This window comes from Vibrio hannami, from assembly GCF_029589055.1.
In the GTDB taxonomy this organism is placed as follows: domain Bacteria; phylum Pseudomonadota; class Gammaproteobacteria; order Enterobacterales; family Vibrionaceae; genus Vibrio; species Vibrio hannami.
In genome coordinates this window covers 1942722-1963587 of the sequence record NZ_JARQZP010000003.1, presented here as the reverse complement: position 1 = coordinate 1963587, position 20866 = coordinate 1942722, and the positions used below count along the sequence as shown (strand labels likewise).

At 43.5% G+C, this 20866-nt stretch carries 24 protein-coding genes and 2 pseudogenes; 7 read left to right on the top strand and 19 right to left on the bottom strand.

The genetic code is table 11. The features are described from left to right. Positions 1-7: 7 nt before the first annotated feature. The 3 genes from P7F88_RS10565 to P7F88_RS10555 all read right to left on the bottom strand — a co-directional run bounded on the left by P7F88_RS10565 (position 8) and on the right by P7F88_RS10555 (position 2897). Positions 8-931, bottom strand: coding sequence for a LysR family transcriptional regulator (locus P7F88_RS10565; RefSeq protein ID WP_277824425.1), 924 nt, complete (start codon positions 929-931; stop codon positions 8-10). 74 nt (positions 932-1005) lie between these two features. Further along, a complete protein-coding gene (locus P7F88_RS10560; RefSeq protein WP_277824424.1) occupies positions 1006-1725 on the bottom strand; it encodes an SDR family NAD(P)-dependent oxidoreductase in 720 nt (239 codons plus the stop codon). A gap of 227 nt (positions 1726-1952) precedes the next feature. Beyond that, positions 1953-2897: an NAD(P)H-dependent oxidoreductase gene (locus tag P7F88_RS10555; RefSeq protein ID WP_277824422.1), complete on the bottom strand. Its 945-nt coding sequence runs from the start codon at positions 2895-2897 to the stop codon at positions 1953-1955. A 119-nt stretch (positions 2898-3016) separates the two neighbouring features. Here P7F88_RS10555 and P7F88_RS10550 point away from each other — a divergent pair, with 119 nt between their 5' ends. The 5 genes from P7F88_RS10550 to P7F88_RS10535 all read left to right on the top strand — a co-directional run bounded on the left by P7F88_RS10550 (position 3017) and on the right by P7F88_RS10535 (position 5751). Continuing rightward, entirely contained in the window at positions 3017-3943 is a 927-nt protein-coding gene (locus P7F88_RS10550; RefSeq protein WP_277824420.1) for a LysR family transcriptional regulator, read from the top strand. A gap of 96 nt (positions 3944-4039) precedes the next feature. Further along, a complete protein-coding gene (locus tag P7F88_RS25815) occupies positions 4040-4801 on the top strand; it encodes an iron-containing alcohol dehydrogenase (RefSeq protein ID WP_422127779.1) in 762 nt (253 codons plus the stop codon). Then, positions 4759-5199, top strand: coding sequence for a hypothetical protein (locus P7F88_RS25810; protein WP_422127777.1), 441 nt, complete (start codon positions 4759-4761; stop codon positions 5197-5199). Before P7F88_RS25815 ends, P7F88_RS25810 begins: the two co-directional genes overlap by 43 nt. 73 nt (positions 5200-5272) lie before the next feature. After that, entirely contained in the window at positions 5273-5422 is a 150-nt protein-coding gene (locus tag P7F88_RS10540; RefSeq protein ID WP_277824418.1) for a hypothetical protein, read from the top strand. Positions 5423-5448: 26 nt separating this feature from the next. Continuing rightward, complete coding sequence (locus tag P7F88_RS10535; RefSeq protein WP_277824416.1) at positions 5449-5751, top strand: putative quinol monooxygenase; 303 nt, start codon at positions 5449-5451, stop codon at positions 5749-5751. Between the two features lie 64 nt (positions 5752-5815). Here the strand turns inward: P7F88_RS10535 and P7F88_RS10530 are convergent, their stop codons facing one another. The 7 genes from P7F88_RS10530 to P7F88_RS10500 form a co-directional block, all read right to left on the bottom strand. Next, complete coding sequence (locus P7F88_RS10530; protein ID WP_277824414.1) at positions 5816-7120, bottom strand: TRAP transporter large permease; 1305 nt, start codon at positions 7118-7120, stop codon at positions 5816-5818. Between the two features lies 1 nt (position 7121). Further along, a complete protein-coding gene (locus P7F88_RS10525) occupies positions 7122-7616 on the bottom strand; it encodes a TRAP transporter small permease (RefSeq protein WP_277824412.1) in 495 nt (164 codons plus the stop codon). A 66-nt stretch (positions 7617-7682) separates the two neighbouring features. Next, positions 7683-8642, bottom strand: coding sequence for a TRAP transporter substrate-binding protein (locus P7F88_RS10520; RefSeq protein ID WP_277824410.1), 960 nt, complete (start codon positions 8640-8642; stop codon positions 7683-7685). 387 nt (positions 8643-9029) lie between these two features. Next, positions 9030-9416, bottom strand: a complete 387-nt coding sequence (locus tag P7F88_RS10515; protein WP_277824408.1) for an MAPEG family protein — start codon at positions 9414-9416, stop codon at positions 9030-9032. Positions 9417-9440: 24 nt separating this feature from the next. Continuing rightward, on the bottom strand, positions 9441-10229 hold the full coding sequence (locus P7F88_RS10510) for a substrate-binding periplasmic protein (protein ID WP_277824406.1): 789 nt from the start codon (positions 10227-10229) through the stop codon (positions 9441-9443). 189 nt (positions 10230-10418) lie between these two features. Next, on the bottom strand, positions 10419-11303 hold the full coding sequence (locus P7F88_RS10505) for an isopenicillin N synthase family dioxygenase (protein WP_277824404.1): 885 nt from the start codon (positions 11301-11303) through the stop codon (positions 10419-10421). Positions 11304-11500: 197 nt separating this feature from the next. Next, positions 11501-12052 (bottom strand): dihydrofolate reductase family protein, encoded by a 552-nt coding sequence (locus P7F88_RS10500; protein WP_277824402.1) that lies wholly within the window; start codon positions 12050-12052, stop codon positions 11501-11503. Between the two features lie 117 nt (positions 12053-12169). Between P7F88_RS10500 and P7F88_RS10495 the strand changes: the two genes are divergently transcribed. Next, positions 12170-12730: a TetR/AcrR family transcriptional regulator gene (locus tag P7F88_RS10495; RefSeq protein ID WP_277824400.1), complete on the top strand. Its 561-nt coding sequence runs from the start codon at positions 12170-12172 to the stop codon at positions 12728-12730. 38 nt (positions 12731-12768) lie between these two features. Here P7F88_RS10495 and P7F88_RS10490 read toward each other — a convergent pair whose 3' ends face one another. Next, on the bottom strand, positions 12769-12927 hold the full coding sequence (locus P7F88_RS10490; RefSeq protein WP_277824398.1) for a hypothetical protein: 159 nt from the start codon (positions 12925-12927) through the stop codon (positions 12769-12771). A 65-nt stretch (positions 12928-12992) separates the two neighbouring features. Here P7F88_RS10490 and P7F88_RS10485 point away from each other — a divergent pair. Further along, positions 12993-13517 (top strand): annotated as a pseudogene (locus P7F88_RS10485) (HAD-IA family hydrolase); the annotation flags it as partial. A gap of 116 nt (positions 13518-13633) precedes the next feature. On the opposite strand, the gene P7F88_RS10480 reads toward P7F88_RS10485, so the two are convergent. The 8 genes and pseudogenes from P7F88_RS10480 to P7F88_RS10445 all read right to left on the bottom strand — a co-directional run bounded on the left by P7F88_RS10480 (position 13634) and on the right by P7F88_RS10445 (position 20858). Beyond that, complete coding sequence (locus P7F88_RS10480; RefSeq protein ID WP_277824396.1) at positions 13634-13936, bottom strand: phenolic acid decarboxylase; 303 nt, start codon at positions 13934-13936, stop codon at positions 13634-13636. A 27-nt stretch (positions 13937-13963) separates the two neighbouring features. Beyond that, complete coding sequence (locus tag P7F88_RS10475) at positions 13964-14356, bottom strand: MoaF-related domain-containing protein (protein ID WP_277824394.1); 393 nt, start codon at positions 14354-14356, stop codon at positions 13964-13966. A 208-nt stretch (positions 14357-14564) separates the two neighbouring features. Then, positions 14565-15464 (bottom strand): LysR family transcriptional regulator, encoded by a 900-nt coding sequence (locus tag P7F88_RS10470; protein ID WP_277824392.1) that lies wholly within the window; start codon positions 15462-15464, stop codon positions 14565-14567. Between the two features lie 133 nt (positions 15465-15597). Then, positions 15598-16125 (bottom strand): YgjV family protein, encoded by a 528-nt coding sequence (locus tag P7F88_RS10465; protein WP_277824390.1) that lies wholly within the window; start codon positions 16123-16125, stop codon positions 15598-15600. Between the two features lie 221 nt (positions 16126-16346). Further along, on the bottom strand, positions 16347-16973 hold the full coding sequence (locus P7F88_RS10460; RefSeq protein ID WP_277824388.1) for a bifunctional 4-hydroxy-2-oxoglutarate aldolase/2-dehydro-3-deoxy-phosphogluconate aldolase: 627 nt from the start codon (positions 16971-16973) through the stop codon (positions 16347-16349). Positions 16974-17009: 36 nt separating this feature from the next. Next, positions 17010-17956: pseudogene (locus tag P7F88_RS10455) on the bottom strand (sugar kinase). A gap of 5 nt (positions 17957-17961) precedes the next feature. Then, positions 17962-19374: a glucuronate isomerase gene (gene uxaC, locus P7F88_RS10450; RefSeq protein WP_277824386.1), complete on the bottom strand. Its 1413-nt coding sequence runs from the start codon at positions 19372-19374 to the stop codon at positions 17962-17964. A 17-nt stretch (positions 19375-19391) separates the two neighbouring features. Next, complete coding sequence (locus P7F88_RS10445) at positions 19392-20858, bottom strand: mannitol dehydrogenase family protein (protein WP_277824384.1); 1467 nt, start codon at positions 20856-20858, stop codon at positions 19392-19394. Between the last annotated feature and the right edge of the window lie 8 nt (positions 20859-20866).

Below are 20866 nucleotides of genomic sequence, written 5' to 3'. Positions count from 1 at the left end.
TTAAGCGTTAAGAAAAGTTCTTGGTCCATACTGGTGGAGTACCGATAACCTCTTGCACAATGTCGAGGAAACTCTTCACCAAAGGTGGTTGATTTCTGTGGGAGTACATCGCATAGATATCACCAAATGTAGGCAGTTCATACTCAGGCAGAAGCTGAACCAGGCCTTGCGATTTTAGATCATCAGCCAGCATAAAGTGACCAATTTGCGCATACCCTAAACCAGACTTCGCCGCCTCGACGATCAACTCGGTTTCGTTCACTGTATATTGCCCCCACATAGTATAAGAATGAGGTTCAGAAATATTTGGCCCAGATGAGATATGAAGCTTATCAATCAATATATTTCCGTTTGAATAGATGATTGATGGAAGCTTAACCAACTCTTCCGGAGTTTCGGGTAAACCATACTTTTCGATAAATGATTCCGACGCAACAAGTGACACGCTGTTTGGTGCCAACCTTCTTGCGATCATACTGGACTCACGGATTGGCCCAATGCGGAAAACCAAATCAAATCGCTCACCAATCATATCCACTCGATGGTCGTTCAGTACCAATTCAATTTTTGCTTTAGGATACCTGGATACAAAAATCTCTGCCGCTTTGTGCAAATACATGCGCCCGAACATGGTAGAGCTGGAAACCCGAACATTCCCTTGAGGCTCACTGTGGAAGGTTTCCGCCATATGTTTGGTTTCTTCCAGCAAGTCTGTCACTTTTTGCGCTTGGGAAACCATTTGCTCCCCTACTTCAGTGAGAGAAACAGAGCGGGTTGTTCGGTTAAGCAGCCTTACGCCTAAAGCGTCTTCCAACTGCTTAATCTGTTTAGATAAAACAGAACGATCAATATTACGACTGTCTGCGGCTTTAGAAAAAGAGCCGTATTTTGCGACATCTAACAGTAGTTCAAGTTTACTGGCAAAATCCATCACACACCTTCATACAGATTTTTAAACAAATATTAGCAGACACGGCCATTGACATTTATACGCAAAATTGGGATTCAAAATCCCAATTTCATTAAAAGTAATAGCCACTCAATCTGTTTTTTATCTCTAAAAAACTGCCCGCTTGGTCCTCTATTGTCCAAAGTGGCCAGCCACACCGCGGTTTCAGCGCCTTTTTCCGGAGAACGAGTTGCAGCTCTACCTCCCATTCTTGTTCTGACCCAACCAGGACACAAAGCGTTGATCTTCACGCTACTTGGGTAGTTATTCGCTGCAACTTTGGTAATGGCATTTAAAGTAGCTTTACTAATAGAGTATGCCGTAGGGCCACTCAGCCCGTCAGAAAATGCTCCCCAACCGGAAGATACATTAACGATACGACCATACCCGTTGCTGGCCATTTTATTGCCAAAGAACTGAACAAGCTCGTAAGCTGACAGTGCATTCACCTGCATTGAGTACATCAGATCTGAACTGCTCAACATTGAGAAGTCTCTTTCTTCAAGGACTCCGGCGTTATTAACCAGTACATCTATTTGAGGGAACTCAGCATCGATTTGCTGTATCTGTTTGCTGAGTTTTTTTGGATCAGAAAGTTCCAGTTGTACCACTGACACATTTCCGTAAATTCCGCGAGCAATTTGAAGTCCCTCTTCTTTATCGCGGCAAGCCAGCAGTACGTTAAATCCCTGTGCTGCCAATGACTCTACAATCGCTTGACCAATGCCTCTATTACCACCAGTAACCAGCGCTGTTTTTTGGTTATTTGTCTTCATATTTCACCTCAAATTAAACAGCCCGTTACCTGGGATAAGGGCAACAGGCTGCTTTATTAGCTTCAATGGCCAACTATTCCTTCGAATAGTTGACTCATTTATTTACTTCGTTGATTCAGCAAACTTTTCGAAGAACTTGTCAGACTCGTAAAGGTTGCCAGAGAAGTTTTGAACTCGCTGGATTTTGCCATCTTCAATCTGGTAAAGAAGGAGCCTGGTTACGTTGTTTAGACTGCTACCACCTGATAGCTGTGAATTTTAAAGTTACCTTCAGCATCAACAGATACTTTCCAGTTCTCGTTGAATAGCTGGTTAATGCTTTCACCATTAGTCAGCTCGCCTTGAACACGAACTCGTAGCTCTGCGTCATACTCAGATTCACCTACAGGTTTTAGCGAAATCTGTTCGATAAGGTGAGTAACACCTGGCTTAAACATGCCAAGAAGCGACTTGTACCAATCATTGAAGCCAGCAATACCATTGAATGTGCTGTTTGGATCAGTCAGAACAAGGTCTTCTGATAGTCGCTCAAGGAAATAACTGTTGTCTTCTGGTAGTTGGTCAAATTTGTCGAACCACTGCTTTACGAACATTTCAAACTTCGCTTCAACAGAATTTGATAGCTCATCAATCTTACTTAACAGGCGGCCTGCATGGTCGCGTGCACGCGCTTCAACATCTTCCTGTGTGTTATATACACCTGGGATATAAACCATACGGTGAGTGTAAATTGGCTTCTGGAATACCATGCCAGCAAGGTAAGCGGTTTGCTGTAGTGGGTAAGTAAGCTGTTCAATAGTAAAGTGGTTGTAGCCAAGTGGGTCGTAAGACTCTTCAGGGCCACCTACAGTGAACGAAAGGATGAAGTGCTTGTTCTTAAGTTTGTCACCTTCAGGACCAAATGCGAAGTTGAAAGCGAACACATCATCAAGCCATTTCTTTAGTAGCGCAGGCACGGAGTACCAGTAATATGGGTACTGAAGAACCACAACATCTGCATCAACAAGTGCGTTTTGTTCTGCTTCGATATCAATTTTGTAATCTGGGTAAAGTGTGTCCAGACGGCGAACATCAATACTCTCGATATTATCTTGTAGCTCGTTTAGGATAACTTTGTTTGTCCACGACTCTTCTAGGTTTGGGTGACCAGAAATTACGACTACTTTGCTCATGTTAACTCCAGGTTGAAATCATTTCTCAGTTGGTGAGTTTATTTTAGGTTTTCGAATGATAAATTCTAGATGACACAGACCTAATAGACTGTTAGCCTTTTCCTTACGGAAACTAAAAAATGGATTTAGAGATGAAGGGTGCAGGAGCAAGTTACAATCAAATCGTAATTTTTCACACCATTGCAAAGGAAGGCAGCATCAGAGGTGCGGCTCGTAAGCTGGAAATGGCAGCACCTTCTGTTAGCCAGTCACTTAAGCTACTGGAAACAAAACTAGGGCTTCCGCTGTTTAGCCGTTCAACCCGCCAGATGAGCCTGACAGAAGCTGGGAAGTTCTTACTCGAAAATACCACCGATGCTATCGCTTCTCTCGATTACGCACTTGAAGGTGTTCATGATCTGTCTCATGCTCCCTCAGGTAAAGTGAGCATGACCGTTCCTCGCTTTGTATACCAAAGTGTCATCCGCCCTATTTTTCCCGAGTTCTGTAAGCTTTACCCTGATATTGAGCTGGAGATATCGGTGTCAGACACTTCTGTAAATATCATTAAAGAAGGCATAGACGTCGGTATCCGTTTTGGCGACAGGATTGAAGAAGGACTTGTAGCCAGAAAGCTCACCGATCCGGTGAAAGAGGCTCTGTTTGTGTCACCGGACTACAAGCAAAAAAATGGGATTCCTGAAGTACCTCAGGATCTCGAACAGCACAAGCTGATTCAATATCGATTTGGTGCTTCAAATAAACTGGCACCGCTATTCCTCAATGAGAGCGGCAGTACCATTACGGTAGAGATGCCACTCGCTATGGTAGTGAACGATACCGATATAAGTATTGATGCGGCCAAAGAAGGTATTGGCATTGGACGCTTCCTTGCACCGTTAACAGAAAAACACTTCAAGGATGGCTCTTTAATTCCGGTTCTAGAGGATTATTGGCACGAAATTCCAGGGCTCTACGTCTATTTCTCGCAAAATAGCCAAAAAGCCAGAAGAACTCGGGTACTGATCGACTTCCTTATAGAAAAGGCCAAATTAAACGAGATTTAACTGTTAGATTTTTCCTAATAAATCATTAGGCATTCATCTCCTAATTAATTACACCTGGATTGAATAAAATTAATCCGAATTAAACTGGAGATGTGTATGGAAAACTTTATCTACAATATTCCGACTCGTGCCTATTTTGGTAAGGGCCAGGTATCTAATCTTGGTGCAGCAATCAAAGAGTTTGGTGGTTCAAAAGTACTGCTTGCTTACGGCGGCGGCTCTATCAAAACCAATGGCATTTACGACGATGTTGTTGCTCAGTTTGAGTCACATGGTATTGGATTTGTCGAACTAGCAGGTATCAAGCCTAACCCTCGGGTAGAAAGTGTTAACGAAGGCGTAGCGCTATATAGAGAAAACGGCTGTGATTTTATCCTTGCTGTTGGCGGTGGCTCTACTCTGGATGCTGCAAAAGCCATTGCAGCAGGCGTAAGCTACGAAGGCGATGTACTGGATTTATTGACAGGCAAAGCCGAAACTAAAAATCCCGCTCCACTAGGGACGATTCTGACTATGGCAGGCACTGGCTCTGAAATGGATCTTGGTGGTGTTATCACTGCTGGCGAAGACAATAAAAAGCTAGTGATCATGCATCCTGAACTCTTCCCTAAGTTCTCTATTCTTGACCCAGAATATACCTTAACTGTACCAGCCCACCACTCAATGGCAGGCTGCGCCGATATTCTTTGTCATCTTATGGAGCAATATCTAACACCAGAGTGCGGAGCTGATGTTCAGGATCGAATGAACGAAGGCTTGATGAAGGTTGTACTGGACAACTCAGCCAATATCCTTGCTAACCCTCAGCGAACATCATGTGGGCAAGCTCAATGGCTCTGGCAGGATTCCAACTACTGATTGGCAAGCCAGGATTTATGTTCCCTATTCACTTTATCGGACATGAACTTTCCAGCCTGTACGACATGACACATGGCGTGACGTTGGCACTTATTACTCCGGCATGGATGGAGTACACAGTTAAAGAAGCGCCTGAATCACTTTCTGTATTTGCTAAGTTCGCCCGCAATGTTTTCGACATTCGCGAGTCTGACGATATGGCGGCATTCAATGCTTCGATTGATAAGCTGAAAAGCTACTACTCAACCATCGGTATGCCTGAAAACTTACGCGCTGCCGGTGTGGAAGAAGACAAGCTTGAGTATCTGGCTGAGAAAGCAACAGAGAATGGCCAACTAGGCGCATTTAACGCTATCGGAAAACCAGAAGCGTTAGAAATTTTAAGAGCAGCTTTCTAACTTACTCTTTTTGAACCTATAAATACTGCTATCAAGGCTTCTCTCGTAGAAGCCTTATGTATAAGGAGAAGTCATGGAACAAAACCAGAAATCTCATCCAGTTAACGTAGAAACACCGATCCAAATTGAGAAAAAGTTAGTTCAACGAGCCTACTTAGACAAGGTCACAGAGCTAGCTCGAAAAACGATTAAAGAGCTATTCAACCACTACCCTTCAAAATAAAAACTACAGCATCGGAGAGATTTTTTATGCTTGTTATTACTGTATCCGCAATCATTAAACCAGAGTTCAAAGAAGTATTTCTTACCCATATGAAGTCACTGGCAGCAACTATTCGCGAAGAGTCTGGTTGTGTTAATTTTGAACAGAATTTCAGCATTGATGATCCAAATAAATTGTTCATCTACGAAGAGTGGGCATCCATCGAGTTGTTCAAGGCACATATGGTCACTGAACATATGCAAGCTCACTTTGCCAAAGTAACCCCATGGGTTGAATCTATCGAAATGAAGTCATTAGAAGCTGAAGAAATTTCAGGGTTAATGGAGTAAAAGGTTCTCCAAAAAGTAGTTTCTCCTTCGGCACAGATATAGAAGGAGAAACTACGTAGAAAGGTTACTGGATCAAACCAAATGCACGAGGTAGCGCTAAGCTGATTTCAGGGATAAAGGTGATAGCAAGTAGAGTTACGATGAGTAACGCACAGAAAGGAATCACAGACTTAATAACACTTTCTATTCTGGCTCCACTCACACTACAGCCCACAAACAGAGCCGTACCTACTGGCGGTGTAGCAATACCAATACATAAGTTAAAAATGATCATCATTGCGAAATGAATTGGGTGCATTCCCAATTGCTCCGCAATCGGCATAAATATCGGTGTAAAGATCAATACCGCCGGAGTCAAGTCCATGAACATACCAACCACTAGCAAGATAAGGTTCATCATGATGAAAATGATGATTGGGTTATCCGAGATAGAAAGCATCCATTCGCTAATCAGGCTTGGAAGACCAGTGAAAGCCATCGCCCAGGACATGATGGTAGAAGCACCAATCAGGAACAGCATGATCCCTGTAATTTCTGCTGTTTCTACCAGTATCGTCCTCATTGCTTGCAAATCTAGGCTACGATAACAAAGTGATAAACCAAAGGCATAAAGTACTGCGATACAGGCACCTTCAGTCGCGGTAAATACACCACCGATAATTCCGCCAATAACAACAATTACCAGACCAAGGCTGGGCATTGCCTTAAGTGTAATTTTAAGCGCTTCACCCGCGGACACGGTTTGATTTGCTGTCTGATAACCGCGTTTTTTGGCGATAAAATAAGCCAGAACCATACAGGTTACGCCCATCAAAATCCCCGGCACATAACCCGCGATAAATAGCGCTGCAATCGATGTACCACCACTCACAACAGAGAATACAATCAGTGAGTTACTTGGTGGGATAAGCAAGCCAGCCGGGCATGACGCAACGTTCACCGCTGTAGAAAAAGATTTATCGTAACCTTCTTTTTCAAGTTCTGGTTCCAGTGTTTTGCCTACTGCCGCCGCTGCTGCAACTGCAGAACCAGAAACCGAACCAAACAACATGTTCGCAATAACGTTTACGTGGCAAAGGCTACCTGGGAGTCTACCAACCAATATCTTCGCAAAATCAACAAGTCGGGATGCTATTCCCCCACGGTTCATAATGTTACCGGCGAGAATAAAAAATGGAATCGCGAGAAGGCTAAAACTATCGATCCCCGTAATTATCTTCTGCCCTGCCGTCATAAATGCCACGTTGGTAGGCATAATCGTACACATGATAACCAATGAAGACATCGCAATCGCAATTGCGATAGGGATACTAAAAGCGATTAAGCCCAAAAATAAGCAAAGAAGCCAGAATCCTACTGAAATATCCATATTAACCTCGGCTTCCTTCAGTTCGAGTAAATAGCTCTAATGTATTTAGAACAATATAAAGAGTCATAAGCACTGCTGAAATTGGCAATATCATATAGACGTATGACATTGGAAGTTGGAGTGCTGGAGAAAGTTGGGTGCTGGTTCTGCCAATCAGTTGTAATCCACCTTTTAACATCGCTGCATTAATAAAAGCGATGGAAACCAAATTGATTAGTAGGTAACAATATTTTTGATAAGAAGTTTTAACGGAACCAACAAAAAGAGTAATGGCTAAGTGGCCATTTTTGCCAAATAAATAACTTGCACCAGCAAGCCCGAACCAGATCATCAAATAACGAGCAGCCTCATCAGTCCATGAACTTGGATCATTTAATACGTAACGACTAAACACCTGCCAGGTTACTGTGATAACCAGGCTAATGATTGAGACACCGCAGAAGAAGAGAACTACTTTATCAATCAGTGTTTTTAACGCATGAATGTTTCTATACATAACGACTATTTCCTAACGACAATGCGCCAGGTGTTAGAACCCCTGACGCATTAACAATCAATTCAATTAAAGAGCATCAATTGCGTTGATGTAATAGCTTAGTACAGGGTCTTGTTTAGCAGCAGTGATCATAGGAGACACTTTTTCACGGAACTTAGACTTATCAACTTCGATAAACTCTACGTTACCTTTCTTAGCTTTTTCCATGTTTGCAGCATCAATTGAAGCCCAGATTTTGATCTCTTCTTCCATAGATTCGCGAGCAGATTCTTTCACTATTTTTTGCTCAGTTTCTGACAAGCTACCCCAGGTCGATTCAGAAATCATAATCAGGTCTGGAGTAATCATGTGCTGGTCCATTGCGTAGAACTTAGCAACTTCCATATGCTTCATTTCTACAAGGCTAGAGATGTTGTTCTCAGCCGCATCGATTACACCTTGCTGTAACGCGGTGTACACCTCTGTAAATGGCACTGGCGTTGCTTTTGAGCCAAGCAGACGAATCATCTCAATCATAGTTGGAGATTCTGGTACACGAATCTTAAGACCCGCTAGGTCATCAGGAGAGTGAATTGGCTTAGAGCTGTAGAAGCTGCGAGAACCTGAATCGTAGAATGTAAGACCAAGGAAGCCTTTACCCGCACTAGACTGAAGCATTTTTTCTGCTGCATCGCTACGAATGAACTCGTGCATATGCTCAGCACTTCTGAACAAGAATGGGATCGAAACTGCTTTAAAGGTTGGTTCAAAAGATTCTGCCAACGATCCATTGATTTTTGCCATATCAATCGCGCCAGTTACAACTTGTTCAGCCTGATCACGCTCAGAACCCAACATGCCGTTAGCGAAAATACGTACATCCATCTCACCATTCGACTTCTCTTTAACTTTCGCCGCAAAGATTTCCATGCCCTTATGCGCTGCACTGTCTAAGTTCATCGCATGACCTAAAGTTAATGTTCTCGCCTGTGCACCACATGCTAATAAGATTGAAGCCGCTGCTAGGGTAAGAGTAGTTTTTTTCATGATACTTCGCTCCATGAGTTTGAAATTTTATTGATTACAAATCACCGCGTACTGGCATGCTTTGTATGACAATTAGAATAACAACCCAATCTTTTGTACTACAATAGCACTTATATAAATCTGTGATAACTCGTGCAGCAATTTATAGATACGGCATATTTTTTGTGATTTGGTTCATAATTCAATAAAAGGCGCAGAAATGAATGGGTAAAGTAATTCCGCCAGGATAGATATGTATGACTTATATGGAAAATTAACGGACATTTAGGTAGAATTACATCCTACAAATAAGAGTAAACATACAGATAGAAGCGATAAAAACAGGAAGGGGAATGGTAGTAATAGCCAGTTTAGGACTTACCTGTTTGATAAGTCCTATTCAGTTTATTACCATAGCTTTCCAACAGGTAAATAGAAAAGATTGAGGGCCATTAAACCAAAAATAGTGAAAATGGTAATCTGCATACCCAACACGCGCCCTTTAAAGCTTTCTGACAAGATTGCCTTGCCGTGAAGCACCCTGCCAATAATAAATGCAATTCCAATTAGATGAATCATCCACGGACTAGCACCGTTATATTCAACAAGCGCCATAAGAATTAGAGTAATAGGAATATAATCTACTGAATTACCATGCGCACTTCTTGCAATCTTAAGGGCTTCCACATCGCCGTCAGCATAGGCAACTTTATTGCTTCTTCTTTGCTTAATTACCTGAAAAGCAAGCCAAACCATTAGTCCAGCTAAGATAGACGCATACAGCGCTGTTATCATCAAGAGACTCCTTTTGATAATGCTCTACTCTGTTAATTTAGGATGATCGTAAGTACCAAGCTTAAGGTTATTTTGTATTTCCTGGTAAACACCATTCGCCTTAATATTTTTCAACCCCTGATTAAAAAGCTCTATAAACTCATGATTTTTCGGTACTTGTTTTGTTAGTATCAGATGAAACTCTCTGGTACCTATCACTGTAGGAGAAAACCTAATTTGCGCCCTCTGGTCAGCGCTAAGATTATTCTTCATGAAGTAACTGCCGACATGCCAGTCATAGGGAACAGCATCAATACGCCCGGCCAGCAGACGGGTGAAGAGAGTTTGGTAGTCACGCGCACGATCTATGTGGAGTACACCCTTTTCCTGAGCTGACTCTAAAACGGGGTAAAAGGTATGAAGCGTACCACCGATAGTTTTTCCAGCTAAATCGTCCATCGTTTCCCAGTCGACCGGATTTGAGCGCAGAGAAAACAGGACCTGATAATCTTCCATCACGACATCGGAAAAAATGAAGTTTTTTGCTCGCTCGTCGTTGTATATCCACACTATAGTGCCATGCCAGATTTCTCCAAAACTACTAGCGCCATCTTTTGCATACTGGAAGGAGCGCTTCCAGGGGAAAAAACCGTATTCAACATCGACACCAACCGATGCAAATGCTTCAGATACCAGGTGAGACGCATAGCCATAATGAGATAAGTTTTCAGATAAGTAAGGAGGCCATTCCCCATTGGTTAATCGGATCGTCTGGTTAGCCTGTAAAGGAAGCGAGAGTAATACGCTAAATATCCAGACTACAACCCAAGGCATGATAACTCCCGAAAAGTGACATATCTTTTTGATACCTTTTACAATCCTAGCAGTTATTTCCCTTCGAGTAGTTGATCAACGCCTGAATATGTTGATCGTATACAACTTCACAACATTAGCTCTTATCGTCACCTTCCTGACGATAAGAATAAGTATCTTCAAATCGCGATAAAATCCAATCACCAGCAGTTATTGGAGGATACCCCCTACTCCATTGGTTTCTTTCAGGCACCCTATCAACGTAGTTACCGGAGTATCGAAGTCTGGCTCTAAAAAAAACGGCATTGAAAAGCGGCTTCGCCCACTCGTTGGGCTTGTAACCCGATGTTTAGTTGAGCGGTATATATCGTTCGTCCATCGTTGCATCAGATCACCGATATTTACGACAAAGCTGCCCGGTACAGGTGGTGCATCCATCCATTCATCTTGCTTGTTAAGCACCTGAAGCCCACCACTTTGGTCCTGATATAGTAAAGTGATACAGCCGTAATCACTGTGAGCGCCGGCCCCATTGCTCGCCTCAAGCTGGCTTGGATAATGCAGCATTCGTAGCACAGAGATTGGCAGATTAAAGTGACGAGTAAAGCGATCTTCAGGCTCCTTAAGCGCCAGAGCCATCGCTTTTAGAACCCTGAGACCAACATCCAGTGTGAGCGAATAATGTTGGGTAACAGCCTGAGTAAAACCATGGATATCCGGATATTGGTTAGGACCATATAGTTTAGGACAACGGCTAACTTGTGAATGGTGAGGCGAGAGATCCAACGCCATATCGAAAGACTCTTTGCAATCCAGTTCACCTAGTGGATCCAGTTTCTCTGCACTTAATCTCCCCCAACCTCGATGATTATTACTGTGCTCAATGGAAATCTGCTGTTTCTTGTCTATTGGTAAATCAAACAACGTATCAGCCATCGACTCGATATCATCAAACTGTTTTGGAGGAATTCCATGCCCAGTAATGTAAAAGAAACCCAATTCTCGGCATGCATTATCGATTTGCTCTATGACAGGTTTCCAATCTTCTCGGTTGTCGGAACTCAGGGGAGAAATATCTATGATAGGAAGTGACATACTAACTCCTGTTGTAGGTGCGCTATGAATATAAGCACCGCCTCATGTTATAGTTTCCTCCTACATAGCAAGAACCTGACCAACAAGACAGATTAAATTTAGTCATTAAATATCAATTCGTTAGAAATCCTCACATCGCACTACTAAGATCTATGCACTATAAAAACAAGCCAGAGAGAAAAAATGCACTGCTTTGGTTATGGGTAACTAACGGAATACTTCACCTGAACAAAATCATTTGCAAAAGCGGTCGATTCTGCCTGCTCCAGCTTAATGTCCTTATTCGTTTTACCAAACAATGGTATTCCCTCTCCCAATAGAATCGGAGCAAGGGTTATGGTCATTTCATCAATCAGCTTAAGATCCAGGAAGGTCTGGATGGTTCTACCACCATCGATATAAGCGTGTTTGAAGCCTTCATTTTCAAGTTTAATGAGCAAAGCATGAAGATCGCCGGAGTACATCTCTACCTTGTCTTTCATATTTTGAGGCGCTTCTTTCAAGGTATTACTCAGGACAACGATTTTTCGTGGACCGTACGGCCATTGTTCCGGTACTAAGTTCATAGCGGAGATGACTTCCATTGTCGAACGCCCCATTATCAGGCAATCAACGTCCTTCATATAACTATTCCAACCGGTATCGACTTCGATTTCTGGCTTTCCAGCCGAATGCAACCAGTCCAGGCTGTTATCTGTTTTAGCAATAAAACCATCGACACTAGTTGCTATAAATACGGAGCATTTCATATTTTTATCTCTATACAGTTTTTAAGGTAATCGAACCCATTCCCTTGGAATAAAAGTGAACTTCTACTACAATATTCTACACCGTAGAATTTAAACAAAGTTTAGCGATCAAGAAGAATGTCTGTCAAGGATAAAAAACGAGGACGACCTAGAGGTTCAGGTAATCAATTAAGCTCTGAAGCCATCATGGAAATAGCTAAAGATCTGATGAAACAAGAAGGGAAAATTCCCAGTATTCGAAAGTTAGCTGCTAGCCTGGATGTTGATGCTATGGCGATTTATTACTACTTCGAAAACAAAAATAAGTTGCTAGAGGCCATTACCACCTCTCTGGTTAAAGAGATTTATCTGCCTCAAGAAAGTGCTAATTGGGAGTCAGAGTTACAAGCGTTGTGTGCCAGTTACCTTAAATTACTAAGTGATTACCCCGGTTTGCTAGAAACACTTCTTAGTATGAAAGTTGAAGGGCCCGCCGGCGTTTTTGCAGAAAGGTTTATGGCCGTGATCAAACCACTGGAACTAAGTGACGAGTCGTCCACTGACGCGTTACATTTATTGGTCGACTACCTTCATGGTTTCGCGCTAGCAATGAGTTGTAACGACGACAAGCAAAAGCTAAATGTAGGGATGATTGAAGGCTCGCTAAACATGTACTGCATCGCAATCAAAAATGCGTGACGACTCGAAACGTCAGCGAAGCCCATGAGGTTCAGTTACTAACCTTCAGACTCAAACTCCAGAAAGAAGAAATCGTCCATAGTCAGGATATCCGAGTCTTTGAAATCCACTAACTTAGTGAGTTCAGCCTTACTGTGCTCGAGGTGGGCAATCATTGCAGTTCTGGCTAACTCTGAATCTCTTTTTTGCAGAGCCATAAAGATGTTTTTATGTACTTGAGTCAGTTGGTGTAAAGGTCGATTACCAGTGGCTAAAACAGAATTTTCAGGGGACAAAAATAGACCACATATTGGGAAGCCTTGTTGAGGACAAATCCTTGTTGGAAGAGGATGGGCTGGATCAGTTGATTGCTAAGTATCGAGCCAGATGCAGCCAGCTCTTTTCTGAAGAACTGGTGCCGATAGAAGGCGTTGTTGAAGTACTGGATACTCTGTTAGAAAAGCAAATTTCAATCTGTATTGCATCTAATGCGCCACATGAAAAAATGAATGTAACGTTGCCTTTAACAAATCTATCCCATTATTTCGAAGGACGCGTATACAGTGCTTACGACGCAGACAAATGGAAACCAGATCCGGGCTTGATTCACTATGTTATGGATAAAATGTCAGTGTCGGCTGAAGAGTGCTTATTTATAGATGATTCGATTGTTGGTATCGAGGCGGGCATTCAAGCAGGAGTGAAAACACTATACTTTGCTCATGATCAAAGTGACGACGAAGCGTTTGAAGAATCTCATCAGCTCTTCAAAGTAAATAATTTAAAAGAGCTACTGAGTTACATTTGATTTTGGATCGATAAATCCGGTGATAGCTCGCTTTACATTTCCTAAATTCAGGGCATAGCCAGGCGAAGAACTACAAATTCGAGCATGGAGTACCCATGCTCGTGCATACGACCTCTTTAACCCCAGTAACTGATCGTTCCTTCCCACTGGTGACGGCCAGAGGCAGGGTCAATATAGCTACCATAGACTTTCATAGCATTAAAGTTCAGAACTAAGCTTACCACTTCTCCACTGTCTTCTAACCAACTGACAAACAGAACGTTAGGAGCGACTTCTACAGCGCTGTATTGCTCGTTACCTGTCGAACCTTGCATACTTCCTTTAGTACATAGCCAGGTGCAGTGGTTTTGATCAAATGTGACGGAGTACGCTTCACCACTTTCGTATGAGTATTCAACCGTGTTTCCTAGAAATTCCATAAAGTTACCAACCCTATGTCTTTACTATTATTTAAGGCTATCTATCTTGCCGCTCACGACGAAATGATCTTCTGCCGTTGATGCAACAGCGTTGATAGTACGGTTTTCTGAGTTTAATACTGCTGTGATGGTCAGGCCATTACTTTCGTGCCAGGTAACAAGATATCTATTATCACCAAGATCCACAATGTCACTTATTTCCTCAACAGCAGATAACCCTTTTTCTTCACCTGCCAAGCCTTCCCATTTCACTTTACCGTTAGGAAAAGTGAGTTTGTATTGTGCACCGGCAAAAGCACCTTCAGTATAAGTGTAGCTAACGGAATCAAAGGGTACAGTCGGCTGAGCCATTGCTGATAAAGATAACGCTCCAGTTGAAATGACGAACAAAGCGAGAAGTTTTTTGACTGAGTTTTTCATGGATAAAGTCCCTAACAATTAAGATTGGTTGTTCTATAGATCGCGAGAAGTTATACCAGTGAAGGTTCTTACTTCTGCGCATATTTCATTCAGTGAGAGAAGTGTAAATACATCAACAATTCAGAACAACGCTCTTTATCGGAACTCATTGTTGCAACTTGAGAAACAATAAGAACATAACCCTTGAAGTTAAGTAGGAATAACCTGTTTACTGAGTCGAATTTCCTTCAAAAACTGATACTAGAAAGTCTATAAATGCTCTCGTTTTTTCGGGCATAAATTTTTTTTCAGCAAACAAAGCATGTACTTGGTAGCTTTCAGTCTCGTAATCCGTTAGCAGGTGAATTAGGTTGCCCTTTAGGCATTCCTGTTCAGCCAGTAAACCTGACACATTGGCGATCCCTAATCCTTGTATCGCTGCTTCTATAACAGCTTGAGTATTGTTGAGGGAATAGTTACCGCTAACCAGAATATTTGCGGTGTTTCCATTAAAGTCGGTAAAGTTCCAAATGTCCGGAGGTGTCCTATACATATCGAGTAAACAAGAATGGTCTGTAAGATCTTCGGGAGTATGTAGCGGTGGGGAACAAGAAAGATAAGTTGGAGAAGCCACCAACATATCTTGAACTACTCCGAGTTTTCTTGCATAAAGGGAAGAGTTTTTCGGCTCTCCAACCCTTATCGCAAGATCAAATGGCTCATTGTATAGATCCACCAGCCGATCGCTAAAATCAAACGATATTTTGAGATCAGGGTGCTGTTGGTAGAAGCTGGATAATTGCCCGACAATAATTGTCCATATCTCCGGCGGAAGCGTTACACGCAGGCGGCCGGTTAATGACCTTTCCATTAACGGGAGCTTTTCCTCAATGTACTCAAATCTATCAATCAGGTCAGAGGATTGCTCATAGAGATACTCACCCGCTTTTGTAAGGGTTAAAGTTCGTGTTGTGCGCAGAAATAACTTACAGTTTGCCCATTCTTCCAGGTTAGTTAGGTGGCGTGATACCGATGATTTAGCTACCCCTAACTCATTTGCGGCTGAAGTGATACTTCCGGTTTTAACAATAGCTCTAAAGGTTCTAAACGCAGTCAGGCGATCAAACATGTGTTCCTCTTGAAACGGATTTTCTTACCCAGGAGTTATTTTGGTTAGCATTATAGATTGCTGCTGCTTCACCGTTTTAAACTCCTTATGATACTTGTCTCCATAGTAGTTAGGTAGGCTTTTTAGCTGATCGTTAACTGTACTCTTCACAATACTGCATGTCACTCTCAGCTCTCTGTACTTTATAAAGCCTATAAATAGTTACCATATTCGCCAGAATAAAAGACCCTTCGATTAACGAACCACCAATTGAGCCTAGCCAAATATTGTGGCTAAACCAACAGAATGAGTTAAACATAATAAATAAACGAAGGTGAATTCCTTGCCTAGAGAAGAGTCCCCAGGTTGCTATTGATGACCCTATGACCGTAAGCAGTTCTAAAAAGTGAGTAACATTAGGCAGAGTCATACACCACATCAAAGCAATAAAGAACCACATCACTTTTCGAGATTGCGTCTTTACAGATATAAACATTCGCACAGCATTGATTAGCACACCGATTGCTGCGACCACCGCACCCATTAAGATAAAGTGAACCCCCATAACGATACAAAAGCTCATCATCTGATAACGAAATCGGATATCGTCCTTCTGAGAAAACGCAGTTATCCCGACCAGGAATGCGATACCACCGACAGCTTGTGCGACTAAATTTTCCATAGCACCTATTTATTGCTTAATAGTTTCAATTGGTTACTGTTCCTTTCGTCTAATAACGCAAAAGCGTGTTGACCTAGAAAGATCGACACGCCTTTTGAATTGATTTCTGGTTATTTGATGAGATCCTTCATCACTTTCATAAATATTTTACATACTAATCTGTGATTTTCTGTCCGAGCTTTGTGAGAAAGCTATTCATCAAAAATATTTTTACATTGGATTTATCTAACCAGAGATGCAGCCTCTTTCGCCAGCTGGCCAATTTCTTCCCACTTACCTTCATTGATTAGCTTTTTGTCTACCATCCAGGTACCACCGCAAGCAATAACACGAGGTATAGACAAGTAATCATTGACATTCTTAGGGCTAATACCGCCCGTCGGCATAAGTTGAATATTGGTATACGGCGCAAGCAGAGATTTCACCATAGCGATACCACCAGAAGCTTCTGCGGGGAAGAACTTAAGCGTTGTAAGCCCCATTTCCAAAGCCGCTTCGACTGTACTTGGATTGTTCACGCCAGGTACGATATCAATTCCCAGCTCCTGGCACGCTTTAACCGTATTTGGATTAAAACCTGGAGAAACGATAAAGGTGGCACCTGCTTCTTTCGCAGCGATAACCTGCTCACGATTTAACACGGTGCCGGCTCCGATTAGCATGTCTGGCTGCGCTTCTCTTAGTAGTCGGATGGCTTCCACTGCTGCGTCAGAGCGAAAGGTAATCTCTGCTGCTGGTAGGCCATTTTCTGCTAGCGCTTTGCCTAAAGGAATGATGTCTTCTGCGTTATCCAAAGCGATAACTGGAATTACTTTGATTTCCTTTAGTTGTTCAATTGTCGTTGTCATGTTTGTTCCTATATCTGGCTGATGTTCAGCCAGTTTCTAAAATGTTTTAGTGATGGTTTCTGTTGCCGCGTTCGGTACGATGGCACCTTTGTGTTGGATAACCACTCCAGCGAGTTGGTTACCCCGAGCGCAACACTCCTCTGGGGAAAGCGCCTGCATATAGCCGCTAAGAAATCCTGCATTAAATGAGTCTCCTGCCGAGGTGGTGTCCACGACTTTTTCCACTGGCGTGGTAGAAATGGTTAAGTTTTCAGCTTGCGAGAAATCTCTGAACAGGCAACCTTCAGCCCCTAATTTCAACACCACTTTGGACACACCAGAATCAGCAAGACGAGCAAGCGCACTATCCGTTGATTTATCACCCCAGATGTCTTGCTCATCATCAAAGGTAAGCAACGCAATATCGCAGAAAGAGAGTAGTTCGGAGTACGTTTTTCTTACTGTTTCCCACTCTTCATTCTGAGGCCAAAGCGCCGGACGGAAGTTAGAATCAAAGGCGATTGTCACACCCTTCTCAGCCAAAGATTTAAGCAGTTTCAATAGTTCGAAGCGATCCTGCTCCGGCAAAATCGCCAGACTAATCCCACCAAGTAAACCATATCCATCTGCTCGAGCTGTTCTGCCACCTGACCAAACTGCGGATGCTGCATCATATAGCGTGCGGCGGATTGGTTACGCCAATAGAGGAAGGTACGTTCTCCGTTTTCATCCAGTTGGATCAAGTACAGCCCAGGCTGACGAACGCCGTCTCTCAACACCATTTCTGTGTTGATGCCCTCATCTTGCCAGCGCTGAACAATACCTTCACTCAGTGGGTCATTTCCCATTGCAGTAACGTACCGAACCTGTACATCTTCGCCCGTAGCGCGGCTCAGGTAAACAGCCGAGTTCAGGCTGTCTCCTCCGAAGGTTTGATGCATCTCGCCGAACGGTTTACCGTTCAGTTCGATCATACATTCGCCGATAAGTGCTATTTGTTTCATCGGGATTACTCCGCCGCTTTGAAGAAGTTTTCAGCGTTATTGAAACAGATGTTCTTAACCATTGGTGCTAACAGTTCATCCTCGTTTGGCACTTCACCGTTCTCAACCCAACGCCCCAGCATGTCACAAAGAATGCGACGGAAATACTCATGACGAGTGTACGAAAGGAAGCTGCGAGAATCGGTAAGCATACCGACAAACTGACTCAGCAAACCAAGCTGAGCTAATTGCTCCATTTGGCGCTCCATGCCATCTTTTTGATCGTTAAACCACCAGCCAGAGCCGAACTGAACCTTACCCGCAATACCGCCACCCTGGAAGTTACCAATCATGGTCGCCATCATCTCGTTATCACGAGGATTCAGGCAGTAAAGGATGGTTTTTGGTAGCTCATCCGTTCTGTCCATTGCATCAAGCAATGATCCCAACTCAAACGCAAAGGTGCGATCGCCAATTGAATCAAAACCTGCATCAGGACCAAGCAGCTTAAACATGCGAGTGCTGTTGTTACGCTGCGCACCAATATGCAGTTGCATTACCCAACCAAGCTTATTGTATTGCTGACCAAGCCACACCTGAACAGCAGTGCTGAACTGGGCTACCTGAAGTTCGCTCAGTTCGTCTCCACGCAAGCGGCGCATCAGGATCTTATCCAGAGTTAACTCGGTTGGTATCGCCGAATAGCGCACAATTTCCATTCCATGATCCGCTGCGCGGCAGCCATGTTGGTCAAAGTGTTCAAGACGACGAGACAGTGCTGTTAGCAAGTCTGCAAAGGTTCTGATTTCAACATCTGCAACCTGACCTAGCGTCTGGATATAATCTGCGAAGCCATCCAGCTCAATCTTAAATGCTTTGTCTGGTCTCCAGCTTGGGCGAACCTGAATATCAAAGTCGCTATCTTTAGCGATAGCAGCGTGATGCTTTAGAGAATCAACTGGATCATCGGTGGTACCTACCATGCGTACGTTCATCTGTTTCATGATGCCGCGAGCGCTAAACTCCGATGTTGCAAGCATCTCATTACACTGGTGCCAGATCTCTTCTGCGGTCTTTGGACCAAACAGCTTTCCTGCAATGCCAAACGGACGACGAAGCTCTAAGTGAGTCCAGTGGTAAAGCGGATTGCCTAGACACTGAGGGACTGTTTTTGCCCACGCCATGTACTTGTCGAAGTCAGAACTATCGCCTGTAATTAGCTGCTCAGGAATACCCGCAGAGCGCATACCACGCCACTTGTAATGATCCCCTTCCAACCAGATTTGACCAAGGTTATCGAACTGACGGTTCTGTGCAATCTCAGCCGGATTCAGATGGCAGTGGTAATCAAAAATAGGCTGCTCTTTTGCATACTCGTGGTACAAACGCCTAGCAGTATCAGTAGTTAGCAGAAAATCGTCACACATGAATTGTTTCATTTCACACTCTCCTATTCTTATAGCGCTGCCACGGTAGCGCGAGCCCCGTTATCAATCAGAGACTGGTAAGCAGTACTTACCGCATCAATCACCTGTGGGTTTTGGCCCAGTTCAGGTGGGAAAATCGCTTCCACAGAAAGTAATGCTGGAACCACCGACACATTCAGGCCATGCTCATCGCAAATCTTACGTAGTGTTTCAACCATTGGGTCTAATACGTTGATTTCGTTACCCTGCTCATCAACACCCGCAACGTAACGCATCCAACCTGCGATTGCGGTTGCTAACCAGGAGAAATTGCTACCCTGCTCAAGGTGGAACTTAAGGCTGCCACCCATACGTTGAGGGATCTTCTGGCTACCATCCATCGCAATTTGCCATGTCTGGTGTTTCAGGCTTGGGTTTGTGAAGCGGTCAATCAGCAACCTAGCGTATGCTTCCAAATCAGTACCTTCTGGCATATCCAGTGAAGGTGCCTGTGCTTTCATCATCATGTCAAACGCGGCTTTACGGTAACCTTCATCGGTCATGGTATCCGAGATGTGTGCATAGCCACCAAGGTAACCAAGATAAGCAAGGAATGAGTGAGAACCATTGAGCATACGAAGCTTCATCTCTTCGTATGGCACAACATCGGCCACAAATTCAGCGCCAGCTACATTCCAGTCCGGGCGACCGGCAACAAAGTTATCTTCAATTACCCACTGACGGAATGGTTCACACGCGATACCACATGGGTCATCACAGCCTAGTAGCTCTGAGATTTCGGCTAGCGTTTCTTCCGTCGCTGCTGGCACAATGCGGTCTACCATGGTGCAAGGGAAAGTCACGTTCTGTTCAATCCATTCGCCCAACTCGGCATCAAGTAACCTGGCAAATTCAAGAATAGCTGCTTTCGCAACGTGTCCGTTCTCCTGAACGTTGTCACAAGACATAACGGTAAATGGTGTAAGACCACGCTCACGACGCAGTTTTAGTGCCTGAACAATGTATCCAAGAGCAGATTTAGGCTGTGTAGGGTTCGCTAAGTCAGCCTTAACCAACGCATTTTCTTTATCCAGCTTTCCGGTTGCCGGGTCTGCACAGTAGCCTTTCTCTGTGATTGTCATTGAAACGATAGCCACTTGAGGCTCCGCCATTTTCTCAATAACCGCTTCTTCGCCGTCAAAAGTCGGATGAAGTGACTCACAAACCGAACCTATCACCTTCACATCATTTTTTTCAGCGCCTTTTTCAGCGACAGTGTACAGATGATCCTGTTCTCTCAGTTGCTCTATCAGTTCTTCACCACCAAATAGATTTACCTCACAGTATCCCCAATCACTATCCGTTTTCTGAGCCAGTTCATTAGTAAACAAAGCCTGGTGTGCGCGGTGAAATGCGCCGAAACCAAGGTGAACTATCTTGCTTTTTAGTCGGCTACGATCATAGCCAGGTAACGCTACCCCTGAGTTCAGTTCTGTATTTGAGATGTTGTTAGTCATTTGATTTA